This window comes from Rhodoferax sp. ZS1R8 (genome assembly GCF_056521325.1).
The window spans coordinates 192,806-212,339 of record NZ_JBWMBA010000005.1; the positions used below are offsets into that span (position 1 = coordinate 192,806).

Below are 19,534 nucleotides of genomic sequence, written 5' to 3' on the forward strand. Positions count from 1 at the left end.
CATGAGCGCCCGCATCCAAATTGAAGGGCTTCGCTTTGGCAATCTGCTTGCCATTTCGAAGGCCGAAAGCAGAGGAAAAGCAACTGTCTATTCCTGCAAGTGTGATTGCGGGAACGCAGTCGATGTTCGATCTGTATCACTACGCAACGGAGATACGCAGTCTTGCGGTTGCAGGCGCCAAGAAAACATGCGCCAGGCCAAGACAACGCACGGCATGTATGGCTCTCCTACTTATCGCAGTTGGAGGGCAATGATTATTCGCTGCACAGACAGCGGTCACCGCCAGTTCAAGGACTACGGCGGTCGAGGAATAACGATTTGCCCACAGTGGATTGAATCGTTTGAAAGTTTCTTTTCCGACCTTGGCGCGCGGCCACCAGGCAAGACGCTGGACAGAAAAGAAACGAATGGCAACTACGAACCAGGCAACTGTAAGTGGTCAACCCCAACCGAGCAGAACGCCAACAAGCGCAAGAAATTACAACCAACTTGAAAGTTACCCATGACAGAACCAACCAACCAACATGCACTCTCCGCTCAGAGCGCAAATAACTCACCGGTAATTGCAGGCTTCTTTGACCTCGAAGGTTTCGAGCTACTGCAGCGCGTAGCCAAGGCGTTTGCCAGTAGCGAACTGGTGCCAAAGCAGTACCAAGGAAATCTTGCAAATTGCATGATCGCAATGGACATGGCGCAGCGCATGCGCGCAAACCCCCTGCTCGTAATGCAGAACCTCTACATGGTTCACGGACAGCCGGGCTGGTCTGCCAAGTTTCTGATTGCCACTATCAATTCATGCGGTCGGTTTTCGAGCCTGCGCTATGAGTGGACCGGAAAGCCTGGCGCAGACGACTACGGTTGCCGCGCATGGGCAATTGAGCGTGAAACCGGCCAGCGTCTTGATGGAATCTTTGTCACCTGGAAGATGGTTAAGGCGGAAGGCTGGAGCAGCAAAAACGGCAGCAAGTGGCTGACGATGGCTGACCAGATGTTTATCTACCGGTCAGCATCGTTCTGGCAGCGTGGCTATGCGCCTGAGCTTGGAATGGGCTTGCCAACGGCGGAAGAGTTGCACGACATCACCGACTTGGAAGCCCGACCAGATGGGGTCTATGCTGTTCCAGTTGCCACAGCAGCACCAGCTGCCCCCATGTCCAAGTCGGAAGCCAAGGCAGCGGCCGCAGCATCAACCACCGATGCGGGCGCGAATGTCGAGGACGCCGCAGTCAAGACAGAAACCGCCGCCACACCCGCGACAGACCCGGCGCCCAAGGCCACCGCCGCCAGCAAGGCCGACCCAGCGACCGGCGAGATTGCCAGCATCAGCCCCAACCAGGTGAAGTACCTGGAAACCAAGATCAAGGCAATCGAATTGCCCGAGGCAGCGGTTGAGTCGATGCTGATGCGTATTGGCGCGGCAGCGCTCAAAGACCTGACCGCCGAGCAGTTCGACACCATGAAGGCCGAGCTGTTGGCCGCGGGCGCCTAAGCATGAAGACCTGCAGCGTCCCTGATTGCGATAAGCCATCGAGTGGCCGGGGCATGTGCCAAATGCACTACCGCCGCGTGATGGTCCACGGAAGTCATGAAATCAACCTGAATGCACCGACCGACATAGCAATAAGGTTTTGGTCAAAAGTCAACAAGACCACTGGTTGTTGGCTGTGGTTCGGTGGTGCTGATGAGCACGGATATGGACGCATCGGCACAGGCTCAAAAACGGATAAATCAAGGAAAACCATTCTTGCCCACCGGTATTCGTGGGAATTGGCGAAGGGAGAAATACCGAATGGGCTATTTGTCTTGCACAAGTGCGATACCCCCGCTTGCGTCAACCCTGATCACTTGTTCCTTGGAACACAACGTGCCAACGTCGATGACATGGTGCAAAAGGATCGTCACCAGAAGGGCGAAACAAACGGTCGCGCCGTCTTGACCGAGGTGGAAGTGACGGCAATCAAGCGGGAAATATCCACTGGCGAAACCAAGCTGTCCATAGCTAGGCGCCACAACGTCTCTCGCTCATTGGTGTCCCTGATTTCTTCAGGAAAGAGGTGGTCGCATGTTGGACTTTGAGCCGATTTCACACACCTATCGACTGAATGGCATTGTCATTCCTTCGGTTACGACTGTCCTCAAGCAGCTGTATTCCTTCGAGGGGATACCTGTTGCGGTCTTGAATGCCAAGGCCGCACTGGGCACGGCGGTGCACCGGGCGTGCGAACTGCTGGACAACGACGACCTGGACGAGGAATCCGAAGCCGGCCGCGCGGGGCTTGTGCCTATCGCGGGTTACCTGGCCGGATACAAGCGCTTTAAGGCTGACAAGAAAGTCAAGATTCTTGCCAACGAGCAGCGCCTGTTCCACCCGGTCCACCGGTACGCCGGCACCATCGATCGCAGCTATGCCATCGCTGGCAATGTCTGGGACATCGACCTGAAAAGCACGGTGTCCATGAGCCCAATCGTGGGCCTGCAAACCGCTGCCTACACCGAAATGTTCCGCGCCAACGGGCGCACCCAGCCCGCACGCCGCGGGGCCCTGCAGCTCTTCCCGGACGGTGACTACAAGCTGCACGAGTTTTCCGACCCCGCCGATTTTTCCGTTTTTCTATCCCTGCTGACTGTTCAGCGTTTCAAGGAGCGTCATTCACTATGAACACCGATACCGCAACACCGGATGCACCCAGCGTGCTGACCGAAGTCAAGGCCCTGGCGCTGCCAGACATGGCCGTCACCGTGCGCACCGCCGACGCCTCGCTGCGCATGGCCAAGGCGTTTGTCATCACCAACGATGACGATTACAAACTGGCCGGCGAAGAGTTGGCGTCGGTTAAGGGCCGCATCAACCGGTTGGAAGCGCTGCGCACCAGCATTACCGGCCCCATGAACAAGGCCTTGAAGGCAGTCAATGCCATGTTTTCCGGCCCGATGACCGTGCTGGAGTCGGCCGAGGAAGTTATCAAGGGCTCGATGCTGACCTACTACCAGGAGCAGGAGCGCAAAGCCGCCGAAGCTCGCCGCGTGGCCGAGCAGGCAGCGGAAGCAGAGCGCCAGCGCCTGGCGGAGGAAGCCCGCAAGGTCGAGCAGGCCGCAGCCGCGGAGCGCAAGCGCATTGCCGACGCAGCCGCCGCACAGGCCGCAGCCGCCAAGGCCGAGCAGGACCGTCTTGCCCAGGAGGCTGCTGCTGCAGTCGCCGCCGGCAACCAGGCCGCGGCAGAGGAAGCCGAACGTGCCGCCGCTGCATCCCGCCTGCAGGCCGATCTGGACGCCCAGCAGGCCCAACAACGCGACCAGGAGGCCATGACACGGGCCAACGAGTCCGCCGCAGCCCTGCACACGCAATTGGCCGTCACCAGCGCACCAGTTGTCCACGTAGAAGCGCCCAAGGCCTCGGGCAATTCGGTGAAGGTCACGGTCGATTTTGAGGTGTCCAGCCTGTTGTCGCTGGTCCAGCACGTCGCCGCAAACCCCGCGCTGATCAACCTGCTGGGCGTCGATACCGTGAAGCTGCGCGCCTATGTGCGCGGCCTGGGCCTGAACACCAACCTGCCCGGCGTGCGCGTGTTCAACAAGCACGGCATGTCATCCAAAGCCGCGTAACCCGTTTCGGGGGAAAACCGATGCTGGGTTTGTGCAGGCGGTAAAGCCATTCAAGCCACCAGCTCAGCAAGTACCCCACCACTTCACCACCACCAACCAGGAGCACACCATGACCAAGACCTTTCCAGCCCCTCAAGCGCACTCGACCGAGAAGCGCCCCCACATCGCCCTGAACGACGTGAAGTCGTCGCAGGTCAAGAGCGTGGGCCACGACGCCGCTACCAACACCCTGGCCGTGCAGTTTGCGCGCGGCGCCGGTGCCGTTTACCACTATCCCAACGTGACGCAGAAGCAATACGAGGAATTCATTGGCGCCAAGTCCATCGGCACGCACTTCGGCAAGCACATCAAGCCCCTGGCTTTCACGAAGTACCCCGCTCCGGTCGCGCCCAAGGCGCCGACAGGCAAGGCCGCGTAAGAGATCACCACTCACCAAGGATTCGCATGTTCAAGAACGCTGCAATCTATCGCATCCTCTCCATGCCCCAAGACCTGGGTGCAGTGGAGCGCGCGCTGGAAGTCGCCCAGTTTGTGCCCTGCGGTGCAAGTCAGGAAAAGTCGGTGGGCTGGGTGCCGCTACGTGGGAACGAGCACGACGCGCTGGTGGAATCCGTCGCCGGCCAGTGGTTACTCAAACTCAAGGTTGAAACCAAGGCAGTGCCGCCTGATGTCGTCAAACGCAAGGTTGCCGAACAGGTCGAGCAGATGGAAGCCCAGACCGGTCGCAAGCCTGGCAAAAAGGAAATGCGCGAAATCACTCAAGACGCGCGCCTGGCCCTGCTGCCCATGGCCTTTACCAAGATCGCCACCACCCTGGTGTGGATCGACAAGAAGGCCCGCCTTCTGGTGATCGACAGCGGGAGCCAAAGCCGCATTGATGAAGTCGTCACTTGGCTGGTGAAGGCGCTGGAAGGGCTGAACTTGCAGTTGGTCCAAACAAATACCTCGCCAGCATCTGCGATGGCGGGCTGGTTAGCCACCAAGGACGCGCCTCCAGACTTCACGGTGGACCGCGAGTGTGAGCTGAAAGCCTCCGACGAATCCAAGGCGGTTGTGAAGTACGGCCGGCATGCCTTGGACATTGACGAGGTGGCCCAGCACATCGCCCAAGGCAAGATACCCACCAGGTTGGCCCTGACGTACAGCGACCGGGTGTCTTTCGTGCTGACCGACGGCGGCTTACTCAAGAAGATCGCATTTTTGGATGCGGTTGTCTCTGACCATGCCGAGGAAGAACACGCCGACAACTTCGACGGCGATGCGGCGATCACCACTGGAGAGCTAGGCAAGCTGTTCCCGGCCTTGTTCGCGGTCCTTGGTGGCGAAATGATTACCCAGCCACAGGCCGGCAGCGGTGATGCAGCATCATCCGGCGAAGCGCCAGACCCTATGTACGCTGATGCTGTGGCTATCGTCCGCACCCAGAAGAAGGCCAGCATTTCCTTGGTGCAGCGGTATTTGAAGATCGGCTACAACCGCGCGGCTCGGATGCTGGAAGCCATGGAAAAGTCGGGCGTTGTTTCCCCAATGGGAAGCGACGGACAGCGCAAAATCCTCGCGGAGGCTTGACCATGGCAAGCCTCACCACCATGGTCAAGCAGTTAAACGGCCTTGTCGGCACCAAGGACGTTACTGCTTGGGAAAACACCTTCCTGACCAGCATCATGCTGACCACCAAGGAAGGTGACAACACCACCGTCTTGACAGAAAAACAAATCGAAGTTGTCGAGCGTATCCACCAAAAACACTTTGCGAATTAGAACAATCATGGCAACTGCAATCCGACCCTACATCGTGACCGATACGGCCACGAAAACCCCGCGCCTGGTGCGCGCCACCAGCCAGGCCCAGGCCCGCAACTTTGTCGCGCACGACCGCTACACCGTCCAGGCAGCGAGCGCCAACGAAGTCATCAACATGATGGAGCTGGGCGTCAAAGCCGAGGACGCCACCGAAGACAAGGCGGTCTAACCATGATGGCTGAACTGTGCCGCATCGGGCGTGACGCTGAACTGCGATACGCTGGAAACGGCGAACCTGTTATCAATCTGAGCCTTGCCTACAACTACGGCCGCAAGGGTGGCCCAGACGAACGCCAACCCACCCAGTGGGTTGAGGCAGGTCTGTGGGGCAAGCGCGCCGAGGCCCTGGCCCAGTACCTCAAAAAGGGCAAGGAGGTGTTCGTCACCCTGGAGGATGTGCACATCGAGACCTTCAACAAGGGCGATGGGTCAGCGGGTCACAAGCTGACGGGGCGAATCCAGGACATCCGGTTTACCCACGGCGATGGCCAGCGTGACCAGCCCCAGCAGGCCGCGCCAGCATCGCGCGCAGCGTCAGCGGCACGCCAGCCGGTCGCGTCTAAGCCAGCTCCACCCCCGAGCAGTGGGTTTGATGATATGTCAGATGACATACCGTTCTAGATAATGACGCTATCAAATGTATAGCTGCCTACGCACATTCCACGAGGGCTAGCGCCCATTTTTAAGAAACCCACTTTTCAATATCTGATCACCATGGAAAATGACAATAAACAGGAATACACCGGCACGCCCGAGGAAGTCGGCGGGCAATTGCTGGCCGATGCGCTGGGCCCGACGATTCAGGCAATCGCAAACGGTGATGCCACGCAAGAGCAGCTGGCCAGGATGTTCTCCGGCATGGTTGCCGTCCTGGGCGGCATGATTGCTGAAAACTTCGGTGAAGACACCGCTATCGACATGCTGCGCGGAACGGCTGACAAGCTGTTTATGCCACCTCTCACACCCATCCAATGAGATATTGCCCACTCTGCAATTGCAAGCGCCCGACCGGGGCTGGTTGGTTCCTTCGCCGGGTGTTTGGGCTGCGCACGTGGGTTTGCCAGTTGCACAAGGAATAGACATGGCCGACCTGTCCGACGACAAAATAGACAACATCTGCGAGGGCCTGACCCAGAACGCGGCCAAGGTGCGGTTTCTGCGTCGTATGGGGCTGGAGGTCAGGCGCAAGCCCAACGGCAAGCCCCTTGTGAACAGCGCCCACTATGACGCTGTGACCAGCGCCCAAAAGGGCCAGATCACCGCTGGACCGGCTGCAAACTCCAGCATGGCCGGTCCACGGTGGAAAGTCGCCGCATGAGCCGGACACGTGACCGCCAGAGCAACATGGGCCTGTTGCCGCGCATGGAAGCCGTGGCGCGCAAGAACGGGTTCACATACCGCTACCACCCTGCCGGCGGCAAGCCCATCAACCTCGGGCGCGACAAGGATTTGGCCATCCGCGCCGTGCTGGACCTGAACGGCGACGGCAGCGACCGCGGCACCATTGATGAACTGTGGCGGTTGTACAGCGGCGAGCAGTCCCGGGCGTGGCAAGACCTGGCCCAGGCCTCTCGTGACGACTACACCCAGTCCAGCAAGCAGCTCCTGCCCATTTTCGGGAAGATGGCGCCCAGCCAGGTGAAGCCCACCCATATTGCCCGCTATTTGCGCGTGGAGCGCGCGACAGCCCCAGTGCGCGCCAACAGAGAATTTGCCCTGCTGTCCAACCTGATGAACCTCGCTTGCGAACGCGGCGAGCTCGACGCCAACCCCTGCAAGCAAGTACGCCGCAACAAGGAGCGGCCACGCAAGAATGCACCCGCTATCGAAACACTAGCAACATTTCTAGAATGGGCGTGGGCTAGCAAGGGGCAGGCCCCTATTCTGGCGGGCATGGCAGAGTTTGCCAGCATCGCTGGGAATCGGGGCGTTGAATTCCGTGAATTGACATGGCCCCAGGTCAGCGGCACTGAGCTGCGCCTGATGCGCGCCAAGCAGCGTGCCGGCAACGAGGTTATCGAGGTGATACCGATGTCTGCACCGCTAAAAGATTTGTTTCAGCGCATGCGAGCGTTGGCAAAAGACGACAGGCACGGGTGGGTTTTCCCAAATGCCGACGGCAATGCGTACACGGCGCAGGCCCACAAACTAGGTTGGGCCAGGCTCAAGACCAAGGCACGTGCAGCGGGGAAGCTGGCCGACAACTTTACTTTCCACGACCTGCGCAGCTATTACGTGACGCAGTACAAATCGAAGTTTGGGAATTTTCCGGAGATTCACGCAGACCCGGGGACCACGGCCCGGATCTACGACAGCTCGAAAGAGATAACCAGGAAGACCCTGTGAAGCGCGATTTGCCAAAACACCTCTACCTTGACAAGACCAGTTACAGGACCAAGCTGCCGGACGGTCGTAGGATCAATCTCGGCACCAACAGGGAAGAGGCAATTCGTAAGTTGTACACACTCATGAGCCATCCAACCACGGACTTTCAGGCATCTGAATCCGAGATACTGGAAATGTGGAAGCGGCACAAAAAAGGTGCGCGCCAGAGAGGGCTTGAATTTGCAATCGAGGTCGAAGAATTACGGTCGATCTTGTTGGATCAAAACCACGTCTGCGCCATCACTCAATTGCCGTTCCGATACGACAAACCCACCGGGCTTCGCATCAAACCATGGGCGCCCAGCATTGATCGAATTGTTGGGGCCAAAGGCTACGTGTCGGGCAACGTTCGCATAGTCTGCGCGTTCGTCAATGTTGCCATGAACGGGTTCGGGGAAGAGTTTTTTGGAAAGGTTCTTGAGCCGCTGATTGAGGCCAAAATCAAGGCCCGCATGTGGGCCGTTGGCGCGAATCATATTCCTTTAAAGGAATTTACGGCTATACAAAAACACAGTGCGCTATCAACTTTGTAGCTGATAGAGCACTGTTTATGCGGATATTTTGGGGTGGCTGATGGGGCTCGAACCCACGACAACAGGAATCACAATCCTGGACTCTACCAACTGAGCTACAGCCACCGCGAGCCTGAGATTATAGCCGCTATTTTGGCTTATTCTGCGCCCAGTGTTTGCGCCATACCAGTGGATGCTGGGCGCGGCGCCTTGATGGCCACCTTGAAACGCTGGCTTAGCATCTTGTAATAAGCCTTGTTCTCGGCACTGGCCAACCACTGCGCGTACTGTTTACGCTCCTGCTCGGCGGTTGTTGGTGCTGGGGTGTTGCGCGGCAACACCTTGTTCACCCGCGCGACCACGTAGCCTTGGGCACCCAGGTCAACGCCGACCCATGCGGGCAACTTGGCGGTGTCGGCCTGCAACACGGCGTCCAGCACAGGGCCTGGAACCACTTGCTTGCCGTCTCGGGAGATGGTGAGCGCCGCTGGCAAGCTGTCGGGTGCGGATGTCTTCCAGGCCGCAAGCTTCTCAATCCCGTCCTTGACCGCCAACTCAGCAGCCTGCTTGGCAACCAAGCGCTCCTTGACCAGGGCACGCACATCCGCCAAGGGCCGGGTGCTGGCTGCTGTGTACTGGGTGATGCGGGCGGCAGCCAACTGGTTGGGGCCGACTTCAACCGCTTCGGTATTGCGCTTCTTCTCCAACGAGTCGGCGCTGAAAACTGCCGCCAAAAACTTGGGGTTGGCCAGCACGCCCGCAACGCCCGGACCGGGCTTGCGCTGCAGGTTGCTGATGGTCTTCACTTCCAGCTTCAGACGCTCGGCAACACCCTTCAGGCTGTCCGACTCCTCATAGACACCGTTGGTGAACAACTCAGCAATTTCGGCGAATTTGCGCTGTGCCTGCTGCTGCTTGAGGTCAACCTCGATGACAGGGCGCAACTCTTCAAAACTACGCTGCTTGGGTGCTTTGATGTCGGTGACCTTGATGATGTGAAAGCCAAAGTCTGACTCCACCACATCGCTGATGTCGCCCTTTTGCATTGCAAAAGCTGCTTCTTCAAAGGGCTTGACCATAGCACCGCGAGCGAAGAAATCCAGATCTCCACCATTGGGCGCCGAGCCGGGATCCTGCGAATTCTTGCGCGCCACGTCGGCAAAAGTGTCGGGGGCCTTGCGCACCTGCGCCAACAGGGCTTCTGCGCGCTCACGCGCCTTCTTGCGCTCGTCGGCGGGCAGGTCCTTGGCGGCCGTGATCAAGATATGGCTGGCACGGCGTTCTTCCTTGCCGCTCAGGCGGGCCACGTTTTGCTCGTAGTAGGTCTTCACATCTGCTTCATTCAGCGCGATGGATTTGCGCACCGTATCCAGGTCCAGCACCACGTACTCAATGCTGGCGGTCTCAGGCGCCTGGAACAGGGCTTGGTTGGCTTGGTAGAAGGTTTCGATTTCTGCGTCAGTCGGGTTGACCTTGCTCGCATAGTCTGCGGGATTGAATCGCGCTACCTGTGCTTCACGCTGTTCGAAAAAAGCATTCAACGACACGTCGGACAGCACGGCCGGCGAAAACGCCGTAGCCACCAACCCGGCCTCCACTTGGCGCTCCGACAGTTGGCTGCGCACGCGCGCCTCAAAACCGTCTGTCGTCAAGCCCTGGGTAGCGGCCAGCTGGCGATAACGCTCGACATCCAGCGAACCGTCGGGCTTGCGCAAGGCAGCGATTGTCGGGCTCTGCTGCAGTTCACGCGCCAGGCGCGCATCAGTGGTACCCAATCCTGAATCCCGGACCGCCTCTGCCAGCACGCGCTCGCGTACCAGACGTTCAAGCGTGGCGTAGCGCGCCTCAGGAGAATCCAGCAACTTGGCATCCAGATTAGGCATCTGCGCGCGCAAACGATCGGCTTCAATCTTGTGCGCCGCGTCCCACTCGCCCTGTGTGATGCTATGGTTGCCAACGGTCGCAACAGAATCGCCTCCGGCCCTGATGCTCTTGAAGCCCTCAACACCCGTCACAACAAACGCGGGAATGATCAGCAAGAACATCAACGTCATCATGAGTTTCGTGTGCTTGCGAACAAATTCAAACATGCGCTATCTCTCCAACAAAAAAACAAAAAGGCGAACACGATGTTCGCCTTTGCTGTGGGGGTGGTGAGTGATGACGGGCTCGAACCGCCGACCTACGCCGTGTAAAGGCGCCGCTCTACCAACTGAGCTAATCACCCCACATAAACAACTACAAAATCAATTCAGGGCATCTTTCAATGCTTTGCCTGGACGGAACTTGGGAACCTTGGCAGCCTTGATTTTAATCGCATCGCCGGTGCGTGGATTACGACCGGTGCGCGCAGCACGCTTGCCAACTGCAAATGTACCAAAACCCACGAGAGACACCGAACCACCTTTTTTCAATGTGGTTTTGACCGCTCCAATAGTAGATTCCAGCGCGCGCGTCGCAGCGGCCTTGGAAATATCAGCATGCTTTGCAATATGCTCAATCAGTTCGGTTTTATTCACAAAGACCCCTTGTAGGAAGCAGAGTTAATCGAATTGTCTCTTCAAATATTGTTTTCACCGGACTCAGATCTTGGGTTCTCTGCACATTGCGCAAACAGGCCTAAAGCTGGTCGGGATCACGTCTGTAGCTCCCGCGGCTACTGCATCCCATTAAAGCCATGGGCCATTTCCATGTCAATACGCCATGCAGCTTTACAACGGTGCGGTGGCAGATTCTAGTCGCATTTGTTCCAAAAATTTGACCCGAAAATCAAGAATAAATGTGGTATCAAAAGACATAAAAAAGCCCGCAACTTTGGCAGCGCGGGCAAGAACAGTAACCCGATCTATTGCGCCCGCGCACGAATTTCGGGCAAAGCCTTTTGCAAGTAATAGACCATGGACCAGATGGTTAGAACCGCTGCTGCCCTGATCAGCCACACGCCCAATTGGTGGGTGTTGATCAGGCCAAACAGCATGCCATCAAAAAGTAGAAACGGAATTGCAACCATTTGTGCCACGGTCTTCAATTTTCCGATCATATGCACGGCCACGCTCTTGGATGCACCAATTTGTGCCATCCACTCGCGCAGCGCAGAGATCGCGATTTCGCGCCCGATGATGATCAGCGCCACAAAAACGTCAGCACGTTGCAGGTGCACCAACACCAGCACGCAGGCACACACCAGAAACTTGTCCGCCACCGGGTCCAGGAACGCACCAAAAGATGACGTCTGGTTCAGCTTGCGCGCCAGGTAACCATCGAGCCAATCAGTCGCTGCGAACACAACGAACATGATGGTAGCAATGAGATTTTTCTCGGCCAGAGTTCCCGTGGATTCCGGCAGATAGAAGACCCCCACAATCAGCGGAATCGCAAAGATGCGCGTCCACGTCATGATGGTCGGTATGGTCATAAACATGACAGGATTGTGGCACGGCTTGCGGGCCACCGGGCCAACCCAGCCCCAAAAGAGGGCAAGCCCGTCAGTGCAGCGCCCGGTAGATCTCTTCGGCCAGTTCCCGCGAGATACCGTCAACGGTCGCGATGTCGGCAGCACTGGCCAACGCGACACCGCGCACACCGCCAAAGCGCTGCAGCAGTCGGGCCCGGCGCTTGGGACCTACGCCTGGGATTTCTTCCAGCTTGCCCCCACCCACCCGCACCTTGGCACGCTGGGCGCGCATGCCGGTGATCGCGAAGCGGTGGGCCTCGTCGCGTATCTGCGCGACCAGCATCAGCGCCGCCGAATCGGAGCCCAGGTAGACCTTGTCTCGGCCATCGGCAAATACCAGCTCTTCCAGTCCCACCTTGCGGCCCTCCCCTTTTTCCACGCCAACGATCAGGGAGAGGTCCAGCCCCAATTGCTCAAACACCTCACGTGCCATCGACACCTGACCCTTGCCACCGTCCACCAGCACCAGGTCTGGCAAACGACCCGTCCCCGCCGGCACTTGTCCCGCATGCTTGGCTTCCTTCAGTGCCTCAGCCACCTTGCTGTACCGGCGGGTCAACACCTGGCGCATCGCGGCGTAATCGTCGCCCGGCGTGATGCCTTCGATATTGAAGCGGCGGTACTCGGCGTTCTGCATCTTGTGGTGGTGGAAGACCACGCACGAAGCCTGCGTGGCCTCACCGGCCGTGTGCGAGATATCGAAGCACTCCACACGCAACGTGTCCAGATTCTCCAGCGTCAAATCCAGCGCCTCGGCAAGCGCGCGGGTGCGTGCCTGTTGCGAACCTTCTTCGGCCAGCAAACGTGCCAGCTGCAAACCGGCGTTAGTTTGCGCCATGTCCAGCCAGGCGCGGCGCTGTTCCCGCGGCTGGTAGATGGCGCCGACCTTGAAGCCCACCTGTTCCGATAGCGCCCTGAGCAGACCTTTGCTGACAGGTTCACTGACAATCAGCGTCGGCGGCATCGGCACATCGATATAGTGCTGCGCCAGGAACGCTTCAAGAACCTGTACCTCAACCGAGTCCGCAGGTGCACGAATCCCAGCCGCTGCATCGGCACCGCCCTCTGTATCGGAGGTGGTCTCGGCTTCCAAAGGGGTCTCGTCCGACAAGCCCACCGCATCTTCCACATGCACCGGGAAATAAGGCCTGTCGCCCAAATGCCGGCCGCCCCGCACCATGGCCAGATTGACGCAAGCCTTGCCACCCTGAACTTTCACCGCCAGGATGTCTACATCGCGGTCTTCGACGTTGTCCATGGCCTGCTGGTGCAACACGTTGGACAGCGCAGCAACCTGGTTGCGCAACTCGGCGGCCTGTTCGAACTCCAGCTTGGCAGAGTGCTCCATCATCCGTAACTCCAGCTGGCGCAGCACCTCTTTGGCATCGCCCCGCAAGAATTTGTCGGCATTGGCAACGTCCTGCGCGTAATCGTGCGCCGAGATGTGGCCCACACAGGGCGCTGAACAGCGTTTGATCTGGTAGAGCAAACAGGGGCGGCTGCGGTTGCTGAACACCGGGTCTTCACAGGTGCGCAGCCGAAACACCTTCTGTATCAGCAAGATCGCCTCCTTCACCGCCCAGGCGCTGGGATAGGGGCCGAAGTAGCGGTGCTTTTTCTCGACCCCGCCGCGGTAGTAAGACATGCGGGCGAAGCTGGCCGGCAGTGGTGCCGAGGCCTTTTCCGTGGAGCCTGCTACCAGTGTGTCGGCCGCGGCGCTACGCTTGGGCGCTGCGGGCACGCCGGTCATCTTCAAATACGGGTAACTTTTGTCGTCCCTGAACAAAATGTTGTATTTGGGATTCTTGGTCTTGATGAGGTTGTTTTCCAGCAGCAGCGCCTCGGCCTCAGAGCGCACCACGGTCGTCTCCATGCGCACGATCTTGCTGACCATGTGGCCGGTGCGCGTGCCGCCGTGGTTCTTCTGGAAATAGCTGGACACCCGCTTCTTCAGGCTGATGGCCTTGCCCACGTAGAGCAACTGGTCCTGCGCGTCAAAGTAGCGGTACACGCCCGGCAAGGACGGCAGCGCGGCCACTTCGCGCAGCAGCTCTTCGGAGTGACCGGAGGGCGCGGGCGGAGCAGAGGCAGTGGGGGTATCGGCTGTCATGGGCCGCTATTGTCAATCTTTTCATGGCTGCCTTACCCGGCGTGGACAATCAGGGCATGCCTTCCCCAGCGAGCCTTCCGCAGACCCCGCACGCCACGACCCAACCCCTTTTGCTGTGGGACGTGTTCTGCCGCGTCATCGACAACTTTGGCGACCTGGGCGTGTGCTGGCGCTTAAGCGCCGACCTGGCAGCGCGCGGGCACCGCGTGCGCTTGTGGGTGGACGACGCTTCGGCGCTCTCGTGGATGGCGCCGGGTGCGCTGGCAGGAAACTGGCCTGGTGTGCAGGTGCTGGCCTGGGAACAGTCGCACGACATCACTTTCCTGTCCGCCCTGCGCCCGGCGGATGTCTGGGTGGAGGGATTCGGCTGCGAAATCGCTCCTGAATTCATAGCGGCTTACGCTTTCTGCACGAGGGCTACAGGCCAATTGGCCATAAATCCGCCGGTGTGGATCAATCTGGAGTACCTGTCGGCCGAACCGTTTGTGGAACGCTCCCACGGACTGCCCTCCCCTGTCATGAACGGCCCGGCCAAGGGCTGGACCAAGCATTTCTTCTACCCCGGCTTCACCAAACGCACGGGCGGGCTGTTGCGCGAACCCGAACTGTTGCAGCGCCAGCAAGCCTTTGCCGCCGAGCGCGCGGCCTGGCTGGCACAACAGGGCGTTGATGCGGCGGCGGATGAAACCCTGGTGTCCCTGTTCTGCTACGAGCCAACGGCGCTGCCAGCGCTGCTGGCCCAGCTCGACGCGCGTCCTACGCCCACCCGCCTGCTGGTCACAGCTGGGCGGGCCAGCGCGGCGGTGCGCAAAGCCACAGGCAACGGGGTGGCCCTGCAGCGCTTGCAGATCAGCTACCTGCCAACGCTTACGCAAACCGGTTTCGATGATCTGCTGTGGGCCTGCGACCTGAATTGCGTGCGCGGCGAGGACTCCGTAGTGCGCGCCATCTGGGCTGGCAAGCCGCTGGTTTGGCAGATCTATCCCCAGGAGGATGCCGCCCATGTGCCCAAGCTGGAAGCCTTTCTCGACATGCTGGGCGCCGATGACGGTCTGCGCGCTTTCCACCGAGGATGGAATGCCGGGCAAACGCCTGCAAACCGCGCGGCGCTCACCGCCATTGACCTTGGCGCGTGGTCGCAAACCGTGCAGGCCGCGCGCCAACGCCTGCTGCAAATGGACGATCTGGCCACCCAATTGCTCCATTTCACGCTGAAAAAACGGTAAAATTCGAGGCTTTGCTGGATTTGCCGCCGCCTTTGGCAGGCAAACCATGCTCCGCCGCCAGTTACTAGACGGCGTCTTCGCCGCCTTGTGCGGCATATCACGCTGACAGCACAGGCTGGCAGTGACAACCGCGTAAAGCATATGAAAATCGCACAAGAAATCCGCGCCGGCAACGTGATCATGCACGGCAAAGACCCCATGGTCGTTCTGAAGACCGAATACAGCCGCGGCGGCCGCAATTCCGCCACCGTGCGCATGAAGCTCAAGAGCCTGATCGCCAACTTCGGCACCGAAGTCGTGTTCAAGGCCGACGACAAGATGGACCAGGTCATCCTGGACAAGAAGGAATGCACCTACTCCTATTTCGCTGACCCGATGTATGTCTGCATGGACGAAGAGTTCAACCAGTACGAAGTCGAAGCCGAAAACATGGGCGACTCGCTGAACTACCTGGAAGACGGCATGACCGTTGAAGTGGTGTTCTATGACGGCAAGGCCATCTCCGTCGAACTGCCCACCAGCGTCGTGCGCGAAATCACCTGGACCGAACCTGCCGTCAAGGGCGACACATCGGGCAAGGTTCTGAAGCCTGCCAAGATCGCGACCGGTTTCGAAATCGGCGTGCCAATCTTCGTGGCCCAGGGCGACAAGGTTGAAATCGACACCCGTACCGGCGAGTACCGTAAACGCGTCTGACCAGTTGCGTTGCCGCAAGCGCGTCTCATTGCGCTGAGCGACTCACCCAAAAAAGGCTTCTTCGGAAGCCTTTTTTGTTTCACTGGGCAAGCCGGCGCTCCTGCACAATGCCCAAAAATAGAGGCATTCGGGTGTACCCTCGAGGCGTTTGACGTTGTACAAGAAAACTTAGGACACAGCCCCTTGGATACCCTGAAAGCCCCCGCACCCCGCACCCTGGCCGACGCCTGGAGCGACCTCAAAGCCCATGCCGATACCGGCACCCCGCTGGAAGCCGACGCCTACCGCCTGGCCTTCGCCGACCCCGAGTTTTTGCTGCGCCGCGAAACCCGCGGGATACGCATGCAACTGGAAATGTTGAAGCCCGACCTGGCACAACACGAGCAAGGAATCGAGAACACCGTCGTAGTTTTTGGCAGCGCGCGTTTTCCCTCCCTGGACGACGCCCAGCGTTTCATGGAACAGGCCCGCGCCCAGGGCGACGCAGCCGGCATCAGCCTGGCCCAGCGCCACCTGCGCAATGCGCACTACTACGAGCAGGCCCGCGCGTTTGGCCACATTGTGGCCACACATGGCGCCAACATACCGCCGCGCGAACGCCTCTACGTGTGCACCGGCGGCGGTCCCGGCATCATGGAAGCCGCCAACCGCGGTGCATCGGAAGCCGGTGCATCCACCGTGGGCCTGAACATCGCGCTGCCGCACGAGCAGTCCGGCAACCCGTATCTCACGCCGTCGCTGAGCTTCAAGTTCCACTACTTTGCGCTGCGCAAGATGCACTTCATGATGCGCGCCAAAGCCATGGTGGCCTTCCCCGGTGGCTTTGGCACGCTGGACGAATTGTTTGAAGTCATCACACTGGTGCAGACCCGCAAATCTCACCCGATCCCCATCATCTTGTTCGGCTCTGAATACTGGAAGCGGCTGTTGAATTTTGATGTGCTGGTGGAAGAAGGTGCGATCTCGCCCGAAGACCTAAACCTGTTCCAGTACTGCGACGACCCACAGCAGGCCTGGGATGTGATCCAGGCGTTTTACAACCGCTAGGGCCTCAAGCGCCAGGCCAGCGGCGCCCCGGCGCCGACCATGCAGCCAACGGTCCAGAAGACGACCGATATTCCTACGACCAGCCCGGCCGTTCCAAACAACATGGGCATCAGCACGCTGGACAGGTTCAGCGTCATCAGCCGCAGCCCGATGGCTTGACCATGCATTGCATGCGGCGTGATCTGGTGCAAGGTGCTCAAAATCATTGGCTGCACCGAACCCAGCGACAGCCCCAGCAGCACTGAGCACAGCCCCATGGTCCACGGCGAGACCATCAGCGGGTAAATCGCAAACAGCAGCGCCGTGGCCACCATGGCGCCGGTAACAACCACCCATTCGCGCAAGTGCGCTGCCACCATCGGCATCACGACCCGCACCACGGCACCCGACACGGCCATTGAGCCCAGGATCGTGCCGATAACCGATGCGCTAAATCCCCGTTCATGGCCCAGCATGGGCACAACAAAGGTGTGCACGTCCCAGCACGATGACAGCAGCCAATTGACCAGCAGCAGCCTGCGCATCTGCGGGTCGCGCAACAGGTGCCAGACCCGGGCCTGCGTAAAGCCTGCGGCATGCACCACCGGCGGCAATTCCTGCGTGCGGCGCACCCAAAACCAGGTCAGTAGCGGCATCAGCGCCAGCACCAGGAAGGCGGCCCGAAAACCATTGCTGTCGCCAACCGTGCCGCCCACCCACACACCGGCGTGGTCGATCAGCAAACCAGCGACGACCGGGCCTACAAAATTGGAGATGGCAGGGCCAATAGCCAGCCAGCTGAACACCTGCTTGAGCTCGGTCGTGTCCTGCGCGGCGCGCCCGACATGCCGCTGCAGCGCAACGATCGCTACGCCGGTGGCACCGCCCATCAGCAAGGCGCTGACACACAGCATCGGAAAGTGCGGCACGGCGGCCGCCAGCCCGGCACCGAGCATCGCGGCGGCCACGCCCAGTCCCATGGGCTTGAGCAAACCATGGCGGTCTGCGTACCGCCCTGCCGGTATCGCCAGGAACACCTGCATCAGCGAAAACAGGGCGAGCAATATGCCGACTGCCAGCGCGCTATAGCCCTCGCGCAGCGCCAACAGCGGCGCGGCCATGCGCATGCCGGCCATGGCGCCGTGCAGAAAGATTTGGCCGAGTACCAGCCGAGCCAGAGCCCACGCGCGGGAGGGTTCAACCGGGGTCGCAAGACTCATGCGCTGGTGTCGGTATCGGGCTCACCAGCGCTGCCGTCAAAGTCTTTGTCGAACGGGATCAGGGCTTGTGCCTGTGTATCTGGCAAGGCATCGACCTTTTTCAGCACGCGGCTCATGGCGCGGCTGCGGGTCTCGGCGTTGTCCAGCGTGTTGAGGACAGTCTGCGTTTGCAGCTTGACCTTGGCCAGCACGCCGCCGAACTTTTCGAACTCGGTCTTGACCGCGCCCAGCACCTGCCAGACCTCGCTGGATCGCTTCTCCAGCGCCAGCGTGCGAAAGCCCATCTGCAGCGAACTGAGCATGGCCAACAGCGTAGTGGGCCCGGCCAGCGTAACGCGGTGGTCACGCTGCAGGCTTTCCATCAGGCCCGGGCGGCGCAGCACCTCGGCATACAGGCCCTCAGTGGGGAGGAACAGAATCGCAAAGTCGGTGGTGTGCGGCGGTTCCACATACTTCTCGACCATGGATTTGGCCTCTAGCCGTATGCGCAACTCCAACGCCTTGGCCGCCGCCTCGGCACCCAGCACATCCGCCCGGCCCTGCGCATCCAGCAGACGTTCGTAATCTTCGTTGGGGAACTTGGCGTCAATGGGCAACCACAGTGGCGCGCCGGTGTCGGATTTGCCGGGCAGCTTGATCGCAAAGTCGACAACGTTTTTGCTGCCGGGCCGGGTGGCAATCTGCATCGCGTACTGGTCGGGCACAAAGACCTGCTCCAGCAGGCTTGCCAATTGGGCCTCGCCAAAGATGCCGCGGGTCTTGACGTTGGTCAGCAGGTGCTTGAGGTCGCCCACGCCCTGGGCCAGCGTCTGCATCTCGCCCAGGCCCTTGTGCACCTGCTCCAGCCGGTCAGCAACCTGCTTGAAGCTCTCGCCCAGGCGGGCCTGCAGCGTGGTCTGCAGTTTCTCGTCCACCGTGGCGCGCATTTCGTCCAGCTTGGCGGAGTTGGTGGTTTGCAGCTGGGCCAGTTGCTGGTTCAGCGCATCGCGCACCGCGGTCATGCTGCGGGTGTTGGTGTCGCTCATCTCCGCCAGCCGGCGGGCGGTGGATTCGCCGACGCTGGAGAGCTGGGTGTGCAAGGTGTCTGCCAGCGTTTTCTGCATCAGCGCCAGCTGTTGGCCAAAGGCGTCGATCTGCGTGTTCTGCGTGCGCGTGGCCTCGGCACCCTGCTGCGTCAGCGTCTGCTGGAAGGTGGCGAGGTTTTGCGTCAACTCGCGGCGCGCGCCTTGGGACGATTCCGCGATCTCGCGGCGCAGCTCGCGCTCCATGCGCTCGTTGCCGGTTTGCAGCAGACTGCGCAGGTCTTGCAGCTCCTTGCGCTGCAGCTGTGCGTCCAGCACCGCCTGGGTGTCGCCCGCACGCAGGCGGCTCAGCGCCAGCGCCGTCCAGCCGGCGACGACCAAGCTCACCAGCGTCAGCGCCAGCAGCGCCCAAACCAATCCATCATTCACCTTGCAACCACCTTTTCAACCCGCGTCATATGAGAAATGGGGCTGTAGC

At 60.0% G+C, this 19,534-nt stretch carries 23 protein-coding genes and 2 tRNA genes; 17 read left to right on the forward strand and 8 right to left on the reverse strand.

All coding sequences use genetic code 11. The features are described 5' to 3' along the window. Position 1 precedes the first annotated feature (1 nt). From AC097P_RS18170 to AC097P_RS18235, 14 genes are all read left to right on the forward strand, one after another. Positions 2-493 (forward strand): hypothetical protein, encoded by a 492-nt coding sequence (locus AC097P_RS18170; protein ID WP_479611840.1) that lies wholly within the window; start codon positions 2-4, stop codon positions 491-493. Between the two features lie 9 nt (positions 494-502). Beyond that, positions 503-1,489 (forward strand): hypothetical protein, encoded by a 987-nt coding sequence (locus AC097P_RS18175; RefSeq protein WP_479611841.1) that lies wholly within the window; start codon positions 503-505, stop codon positions 1,487-1,489. Between the two features lie 62 nt (positions 1,490-1,551). After that, the gene (locus AC097P_RS18180) at positions 1,552-2,076 is read left to right on the forward strand and encodes an HNH endonuclease (RefSeq protein WP_479611842.1); all 525 of its coding nucleotides are present in this window, start codon (positions 1,552-1,554) and stop codon (positions 2,074-2,076) included. Continuing rightward, positions 2,063-2,659 carry a hypothetical protein gene (locus AC097P_RS18185; RefSeq protein ID WP_479611843.1) on the forward strand — a complete coding sequence of 199 codons (597 nt, stop codon included), beginning with the start codon at positions 2,063-2,065 and terminating at the stop codon, positions 2,657-2,659. Before AC097P_RS18180 ends, AC097P_RS18185 begins: the two co-directional genes overlap by 14 nt. After that, the gene (locus tag AC097P_RS18190) at positions 2,656-3,603 is read left to right on the forward strand and encodes a hypothetical protein (RefSeq protein ID WP_479611844.1); all 948 of its coding nucleotides are present in this window, start codon (positions 2,656-2,658) and stop codon (positions 3,601-3,603) included. The genes AC097P_RS18185 and AC097P_RS18190 overlap by 4 nt, the downstream gene beginning before the upstream one ends. 109 nt (positions 3,604-3,712) lie before the next feature. Then, positions 3,713-4,021 (forward strand): KTSC domain-containing protein, encoded by a 309-nt coding sequence (locus AC097P_RS18195; RefSeq protein ID WP_479611845.1) that lies wholly within the window; start codon positions 3,713-3,715, stop codon positions 4,019-4,021. 26 nt (positions 4,022-4,047) lie between these two features. Continuing rightward, entirely contained in the window at positions 4,048-5,172 is a 1,125-nt protein-coding gene (gene rdgC / locus AC097P_RS18200) for a recombination-associated protein RdgC (RefSeq protein WP_479611846.1), read from the forward strand. 2 nt (positions 5,173-5,174) lie between these two features. Further along, positions 5,175-5,363, forward strand: coding sequence for a hypothetical protein (locus AC097P_RS18205; RefSeq protein ID WP_479611847.1), 189 nt, complete (start codon positions 5,175-5,177; stop codon positions 5,361-5,363). A gap of 7 nt (positions 5,364-5,370) precedes the next feature. Continuing rightward, positions 5,371-5,574, forward strand: coding sequence for a hypothetical protein (locus AC097P_RS18210; RefSeq protein ID WP_479611848.1), 204 nt, complete (start codon positions 5,371-5,373; stop codon positions 5,572-5,574). 2 nt (positions 5,575-5,576) lie between these two features. Then, on the forward strand, positions 5,577-6,026 hold the full coding sequence (locus AC097P_RS18215) for a single-stranded DNA-binding protein (RefSeq protein WP_479611849.1): 450 nt from the start codon (positions 5,577-5,579) through the stop codon (positions 6,024-6,026). Positions 6,027-6,119: 93 nt separating this feature from the next. After that, positions 6,120-6,380, forward strand: a complete 261-nt coding sequence (locus tag AC097P_RS18220) for a hypothetical protein (RefSeq protein ID WP_479611850.1) — start codon at positions 6,120-6,122, stop codon at positions 6,378-6,380. Positions 6,381-6,486: 106 nt separating this feature from the next. Then, entirely contained in the window at positions 6,487-6,723 is a 237-nt protein-coding gene (locus tag AC097P_RS18225; RefSeq protein WP_479611851.1) for a hypothetical protein, read from the forward strand. After that, positions 6,720-7,751, forward strand: a complete 1,032-nt coding sequence (locus AC097P_RS18230; protein WP_479611852.1) for a tyrosine-type recombinase/integrase — start codon at positions 6,720-6,722, stop codon at positions 7,749-7,751. The genes AC097P_RS18225 and AC097P_RS18230 overlap by 4 nt, the downstream gene beginning before the upstream one ends. Continuing rightward, complete coding sequence (locus AC097P_RS18235) at positions 7,748-8,323, forward strand: hypothetical protein (RefSeq protein WP_479611853.1); 576 nt, start codon at positions 7,748-7,750, stop codon at positions 8,321-8,323. Before AC097P_RS18230 ends, AC097P_RS18235 begins: the two co-directional genes overlap by 4 nt. 29 nt (positions 8,324-8,352) lie before the next feature. Here AC097P_RS18235 and AC097P_RS18240 read toward each other — a convergent pair. From AC097P_RS18240 to AC097P_RS18265, 6 genes are all read right to left on the reverse strand, one after another. Beyond that, positions 8,353-8,428: transfer RNA gene (locus tag AC097P_RS18240), tRNA-His, on the reverse strand. A gap of 32 nt (positions 8,429-8,460) precedes the next feature. Then, positions 8,461-10,392 carry a SurA N-terminal domain-containing protein gene (locus AC097P_RS18245; protein ID WP_479611854.1) on the reverse strand — a complete coding sequence of 644 codons (1,932 nt, stop codon included), beginning with the start codon at positions 10,390-10,392 and terminating at the stop codon, positions 8,461-8,463. Positions 10,393-10,453: 61 nt separating this feature from the next. Beyond that, positions 10,454-10,529, reverse strand: a tRNA-Val gene (locus AC097P_RS18250). Between the two features lie 19 nt (positions 10,530-10,548). Further along, the gene (locus AC097P_RS18255; protein ID WP_007874140.1) at positions 10,549-10,821 is read right to left on the reverse strand and encodes an HU family DNA-binding protein; all 273 of its coding nucleotides are present in this window, start codon (positions 10,819-10,821) and stop codon (positions 10,549-10,551) included. 326 nt (positions 10,822-11,147) lie between these two features. Then, positions 11,148-11,723 (reverse strand): CDP-diacylglycerol--glycerol-3-phosphate 3-phosphatidyltransferase, encoded by a 576-nt coding sequence (gene pgsA, locus AC097P_RS18260; RefSeq protein WP_479611855.1) that lies wholly within the window; start codon positions 11,721-11,723, stop codon positions 11,148-11,150. 64 nt (positions 11,724-11,787) lie between these two features. Continuing rightward, positions 11,788-13,866, reverse strand: coding sequence for an excinuclease ABC subunit UvrC (locus tag AC097P_RS18265; protein WP_479611856.1), 2,079 nt, complete (start codon positions 13,864-13,866; stop codon positions 11,788-11,790). Between the two features lie 56 nt (positions 13,867-13,922). On the opposite strand from AC097P_RS18265, the gene earP reads away from it, so the two are divergent. The 3 genes from earP (at position 13,923) to AC097P_RS18280 (ending at position 16,835) form a co-directional block, all read left to right on the forward strand. Continuing rightward, a complete protein-coding gene (gene earP, locus AC097P_RS18270) occupies positions 13,923-15,092 on the forward strand; it encodes an elongation factor P maturation arginine rhamnosyltransferase EarP (protein WP_479611857.1) in 1,170 nt (389 codons plus the stop codon). A 141-nt stretch (positions 15,093-15,233) separates the two neighbouring features. Further along, positions 15,234-15,788 carry an elongation factor P gene (efp, locus tag AC097P_RS18275; protein ID WP_394782403.1) on the forward strand — a complete coding sequence of 185 codons (555 nt, stop codon included), beginning with the start codon at positions 15,234-15,236 and terminating at the stop codon, positions 15,786-15,788. Positions 15,789-15,971: 183 nt separating this feature from the next. Further along, positions 15,972-16,835 (forward strand): LOG family protein, encoded by an 864-nt coding sequence (locus AC097P_RS18280; RefSeq protein WP_479611858.1) that lies wholly within the window; start codon positions 15,972-15,974, stop codon positions 16,833-16,835. Here AC097P_RS18280 and AC097P_RS18285 read toward each other — a convergent pair. Together AC097P_RS18285 and AC097P_RS18290 are read right to left on the reverse strand one after the other, a co-directional pair. Further along, the gene (locus tag AC097P_RS18285; RefSeq protein WP_479611859.1) at positions 16,832-18,034 is read right to left on the reverse strand and encodes an MFS transporter; all 1,203 of its coding nucleotides are present in this window, start codon (positions 18,032-18,034) and stop codon (positions 16,832-16,834) included. The genes AC097P_RS18280 and AC097P_RS18285 overlap by 4 nt on opposite strands. Further along, complete coding sequence (locus AC097P_RS18290; protein ID WP_479611860.1) at positions 18,031-19,485, reverse strand: DNA recombination protein RmuC; 1,455 nt, start codon at positions 19,483-19,485, stop codon at positions 18,031-18,033. Before AC097P_RS18290 ends, AC097P_RS18285 begins: the two co-directional genes overlap by 4 nt. Positions 19,486-19,534 lie beyond the last annotated feature (49 nt).